The following is a 13902-nucleotide window of genomic DNA, read 5'->3' as shown; positions in this document are numbered from 1 at the left end:
CCCTTTGATAGAATAGTGCAGGTTTCGCCAACCGCACTAGACAAAGAGGAGGTAGATATCCCAATGGATACAGAAAGTTTAGCACATACTCGATAGAACTGTAAATATCATATCGTATTTGCCCCAAAATATCGAAGACAAATCATTTATGGAAAAATCAAAAAGGATATAGGAAAGATAATAAGAACATTGTGCGATTATAAGAAAGTAGAAATCATCGAAGCCAATGCCTGTGCGGATCACATCCATATGTTGTGTCGATCCCTCCGAAATTAAGTGTATCGGCATTTATGGGATACCTGAAAGGGAAGAGCTCATTGATGATTTTCGATCGACATGCCAATTTAAAGTATAAGTATGGTAACCGGCATTTCTGGTGCAGAGGCTATTACGTTGACACAGTAGGGAGAAATAAGAAAGCGATAGAACAGTATATCCGAAAGCAGTTGCAGGAGGACATTGCAGCAGATCAACTAAGTATCAAGGAATTTGTAGATCCATTTACAGGGGAGGCTATAGAGAAGAAGAAAAAATAGCCCCCCAACCCCTTTAGGGGTAGCACGGGGCAGAGTGCGGTTGGCGGAACTTTCAGTGAGCCTTAAGGCTCAGCCTGTACCCTGCCCTTATAGGGCTAGAGCAAACCACCCGCTGAGCGGGTGGTCATGATTTGGTAAATGGCCCTTTTCTTTTTAACAGGACGGGTGCTTGAATAAAGAGCGAGGTAGGTCATTAGTCCTGCTTCGTTTAGGTCCCTAGGGAAAATCTAACATCTTCACATAATGTGACAAAATTAGCCAAAAACAAGATGCTATACTGGCTTAAACTACATAGAGACCCCCATTCCAACAGTCTGGGCACAAGCGGGTTGGGTTTAAGGCCTTTTTTTGTCAGAATCGACACATTGTTGTCACGATAAACGTGGAGGAGGAAGAGAAATGCGTACAAGAACCACAAAGAAAATCCTCAGCTTAGTGATTGCCATCATCTTTTTCATCAACGGTATCTTCACCGATGTTGCCCTAGCCCAAAGCGGCAGCGAAGGAAACAAAAAAGGAAACTACTATGGCCGTACCTTACCGGCCAAAGAAAAAATCAAAAACATACCCCCTCAGAAAGGAAAGACGAAAAAGCCCTTTAAAGAACCAAAAGAACTGAAACAGGATCCCCCCTATGAGCACCGTTTCAGCAAGGAGCAAGAGAAAATCAGCCGCAGAACAGCCAACAGCAAAACATTCAACGATCGGCAAGGGAAGGCCACCACCTTTGTCTTCATGGACAAAATCCATTTTCTCAATGAATCAGGCACCTATCAGGATGTGGACAACACCCTCGTGCCTGTAGACCAAAACAAAAAAGGGAGCAAAGGAAAACCGGCGAGTGTGAACGACTCTCCCGCAAACCAGAGCTATGAAAACAAAGCCAATGACTTCAAAGCCTCCTTTCCCGCGAGGCTTAGCAAAGGACACCCCCTCAACGTCAGCTCCGCCGGGGCCTCCCTCGGGCTGATCCCGCTGGAAGGGGACTTCCAAAACAGCACCATTCAAGGCAATACCATCCTCTATCACGATGTCTTCGATGGCATAGACTACCGCTATACCGTTCTGAACACCAGGATCAAAGAAGATATTATCTTCAACAACTATGTGGATAAAACTACATTCAGCATGTCCGTAAAAACAGAAGGCCTTACCCTTAGAGAAGAAAATGGTGCTATCTACGGCTATAAAAAAGGGAGCCACGACGCCTCTTGGGTGTTCCCGGCTCCCTATTTAATTGATGCCTCCGGCATCATCTCGACCAACGTCCAGATGCACCTGGAGAAAAAGCTCTTTACCAGCGACCAAATCATCATTACGATGGATCAAGATTGGCTCGCCGCCCCGGAGAGGGCCTATCCGGTAATCCTTGACCCGACCCTCACTATCGGCGCGGCAGCCATCCAAGATACCTGCGTTGAAGAAGGCTCTCCGGCACTCTATACCGATAATAGCTTTTCCTACATCGGTTTCGATGACGGAATCACCAGCGGCAACATAGCTAACCATCAAAGTGCTCATTTAAGAACAAGAACCTTTCTTAAATTTAACCTCCCCACCCTAGACGAAGACCAAACGATCACCTCCGCCCAATTCAATATGTATAAATACACCGCTTGGAGTGACGAACCCCGCACTGTAGAACTGCATCAAGTCAAAGAACCCTTTTCGATCACCGGTCTCACCTGGCTTAATCAGCCCCAAGAGACCGCATGGGCCGCCGAGACCACCATCACCGGCACGACCGGCTACTACCAATGGGATATAACCGGACTTCTTAACACGTGGTACAGCGGTACACCCAACGAGGGCATCGTTCTCCGCTACACCGAAGAAATGAAGCAGGCTGAAGTATTCTATTCAGCCGATGCCGCAGGCAACCCCACCCCTTACCTTGAATTCACCTATGAAGACCAAGGCAGCATCGATCCGAATCTCCCCTTAGAAAAACCATCCATCCAGCTCAGACCCTTTACCGCAGCCAATAACAATGGCTTGCTTCAGTTTGTCGGTCTGACTGCCGACGGAATGGCCCAACCAGACGCTACCGTCGATTATTACACCGTCGGGAGAGGTGGGGGATTATCCGGCAGCGCCCAAGCCGCCAAGGACTACCTTTATCCTAATTTTAGGCCCGAAACCCTCCCCGAACTCCAAGCCCTGATCGCCCAGGGCGGCTCATATAACCACTACCCAGGCCAAGAGAGCAACTGGCAAACCAGCTTTTGGCGACTCCCTGAACAGGACACACTCTACCATATTGAAGCCACCTTCACCGACAAAGAAGGAAAGATCAGCGGGGTGGGCATCAGTGACCCCTTCCAGATCTATCAGGCCAAAGCCAAAGATCTGCTGCCCCGCGTCGCCCACTTTTATGGTGTGGAAAAACGTCAGCTCATGCAAGATAACAACATGAAAGACGACCTGCTCACCGAGAACAACCTCATCTTCATCCGCGCCCCAAAGCAAAACCAAGGGAAACCCTATACCCCGAAAGACCTTACCGATGCTGATAAAAGGCGCATCGACGACCTCCTCGCCGGACGGGCCAAGAATTGTGAATTCGGCTTTGAACCGATCAACCTCCTCACCGGCAACTTTTACTATAGCGCCACAGATGTCAGTATCCCCGATTTCGGCGGCCCCTTCCAGATCAGCCGAGACTATAACTCAAAAATGATGACCCGGCGCGGCCCCTTCGGCCAAGGCTGGACCTCCATCCTCAGCCAAGCCATCGCAACACTGGCTGACGGCTCCCTCGCTTACCTGCGCAGCGACGGCAGTGCCATCACCTTCAGCAAAAAAACCGATGGGACTTACAAAGCCCCGCCCGGTGAAATCTACACCTTAGAGAAAACCGAAACCGGCTTTCGCCTCAAACAAAAAGATCAAACCACCTTCTCCTTTGCCCGCTCCGGCCTTCTCACCGGCATCGAAGACCCGCGGGGCAATAAGACCTTCCTCACCTATGATGAGGAAGATTTCCTCACCCTGATCACCTCCCCATCCGGCAAAGATTTCCCAGTCAGCATGGACCCCGAAGGACGCATCACCTCCATCACCCTCCCCAACCGGAGCACCCTTTCCTACACCTATGACCCAGCCGGCAACCTGGTCACTTTCCAAGATGCTGATGGCGAACAGACCCACTACCACTATGATGAGCAAGGGCGGATGCTCTCCTTTACCGATCCCAATGGTAACCCAGTAATCCACAACAGCTATGACGAAGACAACCGCATCACCGCCCAAACCGACGCCAACGGCCAGAAAAGCCGGATCATCTACCATGAGGGCTATAACGAAACCATTGACAATAACGGCAACAAAACCACCTACACTTATGACGAACACTACCGCACCAGCCAAATCATGAAACCGGATGGAACAAGGGAAGCTTACACCTATGATGAGGACAACAACCTCAAAACCTACCAAGATCCCCTTGGCCGGATCACTACCTACAGCTATGATCAGCGGGGTAACCGCGTCGAGGAAAGACGCTGGGACGGCTTAAGGCAATTCTACCGCTATGATGCTCAGAACAATCTCACCTCGCTCACCGATTTTAACGGCTACACCACTGATTTTGCCTATGACGCTCAGGGTGACCTCCTAAAGCGCACCACTCCGGACGGCAGCTTGACGGAGTATACATACAACGCCCAAGGTCAAATCACGAGCATCAAAGATCCTGAAGGCTACATCACCCGCTATGACTACCGCGGTGCCGATCTCAGCCAAGTGATCGATCCCTTGGGCCATACCTACCAATACTGGTATAACCCCCTCGGTCAACCCGTCACCCTCATCGATCCGGAAAGCAACCTCACCCGGTTCGCCTATGATCCCAGAGGAAAACTTCTCAATACCCTGCTCCCTGACCAGAGTATCCATCGCTACAGCTATGATCCTAATGGCAACAACACCGCCATGACCGACCCTAACCAAAATGTAGTCCTTTTCAGCTATGACAACATGAGCCGTTTAACGACTGTCCAAGATCCTTTAGGGAATCTCACCGAATATACCTATGACCGTAATGGCAACAAAATCAAGGAAACCGATCCGTTAGGCTACATAATAAGGTACACCTATGACTCCCTCAATCGCCTGATCGCAATCACCGACCAGGACCACGGCGTGACCCATTTCGAGCGCGATGCTCTCGGACGCCTCCTCGCGGTCACCGATCCGCGGGGTTACCGCAGCACCATTGCTTATGACGACCGAGTGGACAAACCGCAAACCATCACCACCCCCCTCGGACAAACCTCCAGCTATACCTATGATGCCCTTGGCAATCTTCTCCAAACCACCCACCCCGATGGCACCTCCCAGCATTATCGCTATGACTCCCTCCGGCGGCCCATCGAAATCACGGACATCAGCGGTGTCAAAACCAGCCTCCATTATGATCGCCTGGGCCGGGTTACGAGTGTCGAGGACAGCCTCGGCAGGGATTACCACTACAGCTATGATCCGAATGGCAACCTGCTCCAAAGCACGGATCCCTTAGGCTATAGGGTCAATTATACCTACAATGCCCAAGGTCTGCCCTTAAGCCGCACCAATGAGGAAGGTCAGACCACCGCCTATCGGTATACCAGCCTGAATGCTGTGGCCGAACTCATCGAACCAGGCGGCGCTAAACACTCCTTCATTTACGATCCCAGCGGCAACTTACGTACCCACACCGATGCCTTAGGTCACACCACCACCTACATCTATGACCCCCTCGATCGCCTCGCAGCAATCCAGGATCCCCTGGCCAATATAACCCAATTTCAGTATGATCCCGCCGGCAATCTCCACGCCCAGATCGATGCCCTTGGCAACACCACCACCTATGCCTACAACGGGCGCGGCCTCGCCATCAAGGCCACCGATGCCCTCGGCAATGTGAGCCAATTCCACTACGATGCTAGCGGCAACCGTACCGAACAGATCGACCCGGCAGAGGGCCGCTATGAGTGGACTTATGACGCCATGAACCGTCTCACCGGCACCACCGATCCCCTGGGACTCCACACAGTTTTCGACTATGATAAGATGAATCGTCTTGTGCGCCAGGAAGACAACGGCGGCAACCTGAGGCACCTCGCCTATGATCCCTCTGGCCGCCTCCGTGAGGAGCAAGATGTTCTTGGCCGCAGCACCACCTACGGTTATGACCTGGCCGGCAACCTCACCACCCTTACTGAAGTGGATGGCAATACCACCATCTTGGACTATGACCCGAAAGGCCGTCTGAGAACCGTCACCGACCCGGAAGGGAAAGTCACCTCCCTCACCTATGATGGGTTGGACCGGATCACAGGCAAACTGGAACCAGGAGGTAGGAATACTCTCTACCGCTATGACCCGGCCGGTAACCTGATCGAGGAGCAAAACCCCCTCGGGGCTCTTCAACACTATAGCTATGACCTCAACCATAACTTAATCGAGTCCCAAAACGCCAGGGGATTCAGCAAGACCTATACCTACGACCCCCTGGACCGGCCCATCACCTCCACTGATGAACGCGGAAACCAGGCCAGCTTTGCCTATGATCCAAACCATAACCTGATCCGGCACACCGATGCCTTAGGCAACATCACCCAGTATGCCTATGACCCCCTGGACCGCCCCATCATGGAGGTCGATGCCCTCGGCTTTGACAGTCATTACGACTACGACAGACTGGGACAACTCATCACCTTTACCGATGCCCGGGATAACCAGACCCATTACGAGTACAACCGGCATGGCATGCTCACTAATACCCTCGACGCCCTTCAGGGCGTGACGGCTTACCAGTATGATCTGAACGACAATCTCCTCGCCTTCATCGATCCCCTGGGAGCCGAGACCCGATTCACCTATGATCCTGTCCACCGTTTAACCTCAGTTACTGATCCGGAGCACTATAGCCGTTATTTCAGCTACGATGCCAAGGGGAACCTGGAGCAGGAATTCGACTCCGCCGGTAACATCAGAACCTCTACCTATGACATCATGCACCGGCAGCTCAGCGCCCGGAATACCGCCGGGCATCTCACCGACTACAGCTATGACACCCTAGGCAACCTACAAGCGGTGACCTTGCCTAACGGCAATACCACCACCTATGACTACGATCTGCTGGGCCGACTTACCCAGGTCACCGACCCGGAAGAGAAAGTCACTCAGCTGAGTTATGACATCCTCGGCAACACCGAACGCATTGCCCATCCCGGGAATCAGGAGGTTCACTATACCTATGACCCGGCCAATAACCTGGACAGCACAACCAATCCCTTAGGGGAAACCACCCGCTACGGCTACAACAAGAACAACCTGCCCGAATCCAGCACCGATCCCTTGGGGCACCAAACGAGTTACCGCTATAACCCTCTCAACTTACTCCAGGAGGTCGCAGATCCCCTGGGGAATACGACCAGCTTTGCCTATGACCCCAATACCAACCTCGCAGCCCTCACCGATCCTAACGGACATACCACCGGCTATGGCTATGACCCCTTAAACCGGCTGACCCAAGTGACGAGTCCGCTCGGCCATAGCACCCGCTACGGCTATGACCCGGCCGACAATCTCATCTCGGCCACCGATGGGAATGACCACACCAATAATTATACCTACAATCTTAGGCATGAACTCACCTCCCTGACCAATCCTCTGGGGGAACAGGACAGCTACACTTATAACCCGGTGGGGACCCTGCAAAGCCATACCGATCCCAAGGGCACCACCACGAACTATAGCTATGACATCCTTAACCGTTTAATAGGCAAGACTTATACAAAACCGCACCTCCCGGAGGGTGTCCCAGCCGGGGGTGAAACACCCCCTGCCGGTGGCACGGGGGAGGGCAGCGAAAGCACCGCTGATGAAGACGCAGCTGAAGACAGTGAAGATGTTGAGTATGAGTACAACCTTATGGGCAGCCGGGTCAGCCTGTTTGGCCCAGAAGGAGTCACTGACTACGAGTATGACTTCATGGAGCGCTTAACCTATGTCAGCTCCCCCACTGCCGAAGAAGTGAGCTATGACTATGATGAACTGGGCCGCAAAGCCCGAGTCATCTATCCGGACGGTAAGGCTGTCGAGTACCGCTATGATCTGCTGAACCGTATTGTTTCCGTCACCGACTGGCAGGGGCAAGAAACCACGACCTATGATGCCGACGGCAGGCGTACGGAAACCAAACTTCCGAACGGTATCCAAGTCCGTTATACCTATGATGCGGCCCATAGGCTGCTCAAGCTGGAAAATATCGGTGCCCAGGGCAAATTGATCTCCGGCTTTACTTACACCTATGACCCGAAGGGGAACATTCTCACCGAAACCCAAAACCAATCCGGGTCGGTATATAAGCGCACCTACACCTATGACGCCTCGGATCAAGTCATCGCTTTCAGTGAAGAAAAAGACCATGAACGAAGGCTCTACACCTATAGTTATGACCGGGCCGGCAACCGCCTGAGTCAGGAGATCCAAGGGGGAAATGACAGCAAACGCTTTGCCTACCAGTACAATGAGGCGGATGAACTGATCACGAAAACCCAAGGGGATGGGGGCAACCGGATCCGCTATACCTATGACCCCAACGGGAACCTGATCCAGGCGACCACTCAGGGCAACCAAAGCACCACTTATTTCTATGACAGTGAAAACCGGCTAATTCAGATCACTGAGCACCAGGGCAAAATCCAGACCTTTGGCTATGACAGCGATGGAAACAGGCTCTACAAAACGGTAGGCGTAGAGTATGAAGGCTATGAGGCCGGGAGCTATGAAGCTGAAAGCGAAGAGGAGAAGATCAGTTCTCTGATGCCGCCTTTAGCCGCCAATTTTGGCCTGTTCGGGCTGCAGAAATTCATTGCGGCGAATGATAAGGGCAATAACGGCAACGGTGGAGACAAAGGGAACAGTGGCAACGATGGGAACAAAGGCAACGGTGGAGACAAAGGGAACAGTGGCAACGATGGGAATAACGGCAAGGGTGGAGACAAAGGGAACAGTGGCAACGATGGGAATAACGGCAAGGGTGGAGACAAAGGGAACAGTGGTAATGATGGGAACAAGGGCAACAATGGCAACAACGGCAATAGCGGTAACAACGGTAACAACGGTAACAAAGACAATAACGGAAACAGCAGCAACAGTGGCAACAGCGGAGACAAAAGCAATAACGGAAGCAACGGCAATAGTGGGAACAAAGGAAACGGTGGCAATACCAAAGTCCATGATGATGGCAGTGATAAAGTCAAGGGTGGGGACAGCGGAAAGCATCTCGGGTGGTATAAAACCAAGCAGGATGCTAAAGAAAAGCCGGGCAACCCAGGATTACACCTGGGCTGGTATAAACAAGCGGAAAACCCCAAGGGACCTAAAGATCCGAATCACCCGAATAACCCCAATAATCCCAAAGATCCCGATGATCCGACCGATCCCGATAATCCCGACAACCCAAACCCAGATAAACCCTTGAACAAGCCCGATGCCTATGAGGTCATTAACTATTTCAACGACCTCTCTGTGGAACACACTCAAGTCTTAATGACGACGGATAAAGAAGGGGTGTACAGAGGAGTTTACACCTATGGTCTCGAAAGAATAGCGGAACGTGATCTGGCAGCGGTGGAAGGGGTTCCCAATGATCCCCTCTATTACCTCTATGATGGACGGGGCAGTGTGACCCAGCTTATCAATGATGCCGGACATGTGCGGGATAAATACCGCTATGACGCTTACGGTATGCCGATGCCCGGCGGAAAAGTGGGTCCGAACACCCGGCTGTTCAACAATCCTTACGGTTATAATGGTGAAGCCCATGAACAGGAGTCCGGCTTCCAGTACTTAAGGGCCAGGTATTATGACCCTGATGTGGGCCGCTTCATGAGCAGGGACAGCTATCTGGGGAATGTGATGGAGCCGTTGACCTTGAACCGCTATGCCTATGTAAGCAATAATCCAGTGATGTATGCTGATCCAAGTGGTCATATGCGTGAAGCAGGAGATAGCAGCGGAGTCATCGCCATGAAGCAGGGCAAGTATAAGCCCCTTGAGTATACTGTGACGCCAGGGGATACCTTAGGAGCGATAGCGCCTAAACATGGCACAACGGTTAATACATTGGTTCGGATGAACAACATTGCTGACCCTAATAGGATCTATGTTGGGCAGAAGATAAAGATCCCTGATCCTAGTACAGGGAGTCGCGGGGATTATGTCAAAGAAAAGACTGCCGGGAGGCAGGATTATAACAAGGTGGTGTGTCTTGAAATTCCTGGTCCTCAGGGGACGGGTAAAGCCAAAATATATGCCTCATTACAGTTGAGTGAAAGCGATCTTGAAGGTCCACTTCAACCAGTTATACGCGATTTTCAATCTTGGGTAGATCAAGCTCACGAAAAAAATCTAGATGATATGAGTCTTGCCGAAAGAATCGCAGTACCGCTATTTCCTAGTTCAGAATTACTTAGTGAAGTTAAAATAGGAATTATGCCGTTTGGAATAGGGGGTGTCTTTAAGGGCGCGGGTAAGGTTATAAGTCCATCGAATGCAGCAAAGCAAATAGTGAATGCAGAACGCACCGGCACAGCATTAATAAAATCTGATCCTACCCATAGAGCAGCAAGTTATTTAACAGAGAAGCAGTTAGCTGCAGGAAAGACTTTCCCCTTACAAGGTGGAGACGGAGTACAGCGAACCTTATTACAAACGCCTGGAGGATTAAACGGAAAGTCTGGAATTTATGAATATATTCTTGAACCAAATGGAATGGTATCCCATCAAAGATTTATTGGAAAGGGAATAATAACCGGGACACCAAACCAAGTGGTTAAACCATAAAGGAGACTCAAAATGAATACTTTAAATATTTTATTGCCATATGAATATGCTTCAGAAATAGTCAAATTAAATTGGAGGGACATTTTATTTGCAATCGAGCAAAGATTTATGACTCCAGATGCTGCAATAGATCATGCTGTCGCTGTAGTTAATCAAGTTGCTAATCCTCCAAAGGCGGCTGTTGAATTAGCTTGTTTGCTTAAAGGTGAATCTATCCACCCATATATTGAAGAACTGGTAAATGAAGAAGTTGACGATAATAATGATTCAGCGAGTGAAAAGATTATGTTTTTAACTCTTAATTGGGTATACAATCACAAAGCATCATATACTGAGCCACTTGAAATAGTTGAGATCATTTATGCCGATTTCAATTACCCTGAAGAAATAGCCAGTTTTGTGAGATATATGCCCAGTGAACAACCACCCCTTGCTTCTCTTGAATTGAATAGAGAGCGACTGTATAGAAATTGGAAGGAATATTTAGATAGGAAAGCTCAAAGCTGGAAATAAAAAATAACAGAGGTCAGCAATGACCTCTGTTCGAACCTTGACAAATGCAGAAATCTGCCAAGTGCAACCCCGATTGTGACCCCATAGCCGAAAACCTGGCCCCTAAGGGATCACCCTCCGACCCGCATTGCGGGGCGGTGTGAGCCGGAGCGGGGAAGCTCTGCGACCCCGCTCCTTTAACCTGCATGGTTTTCGACCCCATGGTTCACCCTGTATTTGAGGTGACGAAACACATTTTGCACTGCATTTTGAAGGGTAAGACCTTTTCGCAGAAGGCCGCCAAATCCGGTTTCATTTTTGTCGAAGGGGCAAACACCTTATGGCGGTAACTAAAACGCGACACAGGGGTACACGGTGGCTCACGGTGTTAAGCATTTGAGTGCCGGATAACACGTGTATTTATGAAAATGTAATATGCAGCTTTTTTGTAGAGTGCCAGCAACGAACAGATAAACCGTCTTGTATCCCATGGTTCATGGTGAACCATGGATTTACAGGAAATCTGCTCTATGGTAAAATTTGCGCCAGAGGGGGGTATAAGGGGGTAAAGCTTATCCTGTTCCCCCCTCTTTTTCTTTTCTGCAGTTGACAGTTTTGATACAAGCGCAGAAATGACTTGCAATCCGTTTCAGACAGAGTTAACATCACACATCAAAGCAAATAACCTGTTTGAAACGGTGAGTCTTGTGGTAGATAGGCTGTCGCGCCCTTGCCCGTTCTGAGAACGAAGGCTATCATCTGAGGTTGCCGGTACTCTGGCTTTATGTGGATGGCAGGACAAAAGAAGGGATGATATGCAGAGAAGAGAAAATTACCTCTATATCGGTATGGACTTGCATAAGGACACTCATACCGCTGTTCTGGTGAATTGCTGGAATGAAAAATTAGATGCAATTGTCATCGAAAATAGGCCCAGCGAGTTTAGCAAGTTGGCAAAGAAGGTTGATAAAGCAGCATTAAGACTGAATTTGTCACCGATCTACGGTTTGGAAAACGCTTACGGATACGGAAGAAGCCTTGCGGTATGGCTCATTGAAAAAGGTTATGTGGTCAAAGATGTTAATCCATCCTTAGCTTACGACCAACGCAAAAGTGCGCCCATGATGAAGAAAAACGACGAGCACGACGCTTATTGCGTAGCGACAGTGTTGATCAACCAGCTTCACACCCTGCCCGACGCAAAGCCGGAGGATAATCACTGGACACTGTCCCAGCTGGTCAACCGCAGGGACACCCTTGTTAAAGACGGTATCCGGTTGAAAAACGGTTTGCATGAGCAAGTTTCTGTTGCTTATCCCAGTTATCGTAGATTTTTCTGTGATATTGACCGGAAGACGGCGCTGTATTTTTGGAAACACTATCCGTCACCCATCCATCTGCGGAATAAACCCGTTGATGAACTGTTTGAAGAATTTAAAGCGATTGCGTCCAATACAACGAAACGTAAGATTGAATGGATATTTGAATGCGTCCATCATGATGGGGATACGATACGGGACTACCAGGAATCCAGGGATTTTATCACCCAAAGCCTTGCGCGTTGTCTTGAGCAGCAAAAGGAAGAAATAGCCCTGGTCGATTGTGAAATCGAAAAAATGCTGAAGTATTTTGACTATCAACTCACAACCATACCGGGCGTCAGCATAGCCACAGCAAGCAAGCTGATTGCCGAAATCGGTGATATACGCCGTTTTCCCAGTGCTGATAAACTGGCCCGTTATGCAGGAATTGCACCCATCAAGTTCAGCTCCGGCGGCAAAGGCAAGGAGCAAAGCTCGAAACAAGGAAACCGTGAGCTGCACGGATTATTTTACTTTCTGGCGGTATCCATGGTCACGGTTCCCAAGACAGGAAAGCCGAATCAGCCGATATTTTACGCCTATTATCAGCGTAAAATCAGCGAAGGCAAAACGAAACCCCAGGCGTTGGTCTGTATTATGCGACGATTAGTCAACATTGTTTATGGGATGATGAAGAACAAGGCGGAGTATCGCCCTTTCGCGGTTGAGGATCATGTTGTAGAAGAGCAGTAGCATAGCATTGAGATTATTTTTGAAAATTGAATACGGGTTCCCAACCTTAATCTGAGATATAGATTCTTCCACCTGAGGGCGCGGGTAAGAGCCTTACTAATGGTGCAAGGATGACAACCAATAAGGCACTTGATGCAGCGAGTGACTTTCTGGGGCCTGGGTACAAAGATATGGGTAATGGGAGGTTTGTGTCTGCCGATGGAACACGCCAAGTTAGAATGGGAGATTCAGATATCTTAGGACAACACGGTGGAGGGCCACATATGAATTTCGAAACAATGGTTCCGAATCCTGCTAAGCCAGGAAAAATGATGCCAGACCCAAAACAAAATATACACATATTTTTGGAGGACTAAAGATTTATGGAAGAATTAGTTTTTGAACTATTAAAGACAAAAGGGCTTGTTGAGGAAAAGGATAACTCAATTGCTAATAATGAAATTGAAATCAATGGAAACGAAGTGATTATTAAAGGAAACAAGAGGGGACTGATTTTACTTGCTGATTATTTAGTACAAATTGCTATTAGTGACAATACAAAACAACATATACATTTGGATATAGACAATTTCTTTGATAAGGCAAACTGTGAGATGATTATTTCGAAAGAGTAAAAAATGACTATCAAGAAATTGTGTTGATGAGAACGTGTCTGTTCTGCACATTTTAATTAAAAGCCATAGGGGTCAGCAATGACCCCTATAAAATCTTTCATAACTGCGGCTATCAGCAAAGCATGACCCCGGTTGCGACCCCATTGCTGCAAATCCGACCCTGATACTTATGTGCTTTCAGCCCGTACTGCGGGCTGATGTGAGCTGCGCCGGGGCGCTCTGCGACCCCGGCGCTTTAACCTGCATGGTTTTCGACCCCATGGTTCACCCCGTATTCGAGGTGACGAAACACATTTTGAACTGCATTTTGAAGGGTAAGACCTTTTCGCAGAAGGCCGCCAAATCCGGTTTCATTTTTGTCGAAGGGGC

The 13902-nt window shown here is 49.3% G+C and carries 5 protein-coding genes and 1 pseudogene; all 6 read left to right on the top strand.

Translation table 11 applies throughout. From position 1 onward, the window contains the following. Nucleotides 1-111 precede the first annotated feature (111 nt). The 6 genes and pseudogenes from tnpA to DESDE_RS16515 all read left to right on the top strand — a co-directional run bounded on the left by tnpA (nucleotide 112) and on the right by DESDE_RS16515 (nucleotide 13533). Nucleotides 112-536 (top strand): annotated as a pseudogene (tnpA, locus tag DESDE_RS16540) (IS200/IS605 family transposase). Nucleotides 537-935: 399 nt separating this feature from the next. Beyond that, on the top strand, nucleotides 936-10373 hold the full coding sequence (locus DESDE_RS16535; RefSeq protein WP_014795170.1) for a DNRLRE domain-containing protein: 9438 nt from the start codon (nucleotides 936-938) through the stop codon (nucleotides 10371-10373). Nucleotides 10374-10385: 12 nt separating this feature from the next. Further along, nucleotides 10386-10886 carry a DUF2247 family protein gene (locus tag DESDE_RS16530; protein ID WP_014795169.1) on the top strand — a complete coding sequence of 167 codons (501 nt, stop codon included), beginning with the start codon at nucleotides 10386-10388 and terminating at the stop codon, nucleotides 10884-10886. Between the two features lie 794 nt (nucleotides 10887-11680). Further along, nucleotides 11681-12919 carry an IS110 family RNA-guided transposase gene (locus DESDE_RS16525; protein ID WP_014795168.1) on the top strand — a complete coding sequence of 413 codons (1239 nt, stop codon included), beginning with the start codon at nucleotides 11681-11683 and terminating at the stop codon, nucleotides 12917-12919. Between the two features lie 110 nt (nucleotides 12920-13029). Continuing rightward, the gene (locus DESDE_RS16520; RefSeq protein ID WP_041917290.1) at nucleotides 13030-13275 is read left to right on the top strand and encodes a hypothetical protein; all 246 of its coding nucleotides are present in this window, start codon (nucleotides 13030-13032) and stop codon (nucleotides 13273-13275) included. A gap of 6 nt (nucleotides 13276-13281) precedes the next feature. Next, on the top strand, nucleotides 13282-13533 hold the full coding sequence (locus DESDE_RS16515) for an Imm32 family immunity protein (protein ID WP_014795167.1): 252 nt from the start codon (nucleotides 13282-13284) through the stop codon (nucleotides 13531-13533). The last annotated feature ends 369 nt before the right edge of the window (nucleotides 13534-13902 follow it).

Source organism: Desulfitobacterium dehalogenans ATCC 51507, from assembly GCF_000243155.2.
Lineage (GTDB): Bacteria > Bacillota > Desulfitobacteriia > Desulfitobacteriales > Desulfitobacteriaceae > Desulfitobacterium > Desulfitobacterium dehalogenans.
This window is presented reverse-complemented; position numbering and strand designations above follow the sequence as displayed.

What these genes read in the sequence shown, in the direction of transcription:
- DESDE_RS16535 (WP_014795170.1), top strand. Translation starts at nt 936, where the DNA reads ATGCGTACAAGAACCACAAAGAAAATCCTCAGCTTAGTGATTGCCATC.
- DESDE_RS16515 (WP_014795167.1), top strand. Translation starts at nt 13,282, where the DNA reads ATGGAAGAATTAGTTTTTGAACTATTAAAGACAAAAGGGCTTGTTGAG.
- DESDE_RS16520 (WP_041917290.1), top strand. Translation starts at nt 13,030, where the DNA reads ATGACAACCAATAAGGCACTTGATGCAGCGAGTGACTTTCTGGGGCCT.
- DESDE_RS16530 (WP_014795169.1), top strand. Translation starts at nt 10,386, where the DNA reads ATGAATACTTTAAATATTTTATTGCCATATGAATATGCTTCAGAAATA.
- DESDE_RS16525 (WP_014795168.1), top strand. Translation starts at nt 11,681, where the DNA reads ATGCAGAGAAGAGAAAATTACCTCTATATCGGTATGGACTTGCATAAG.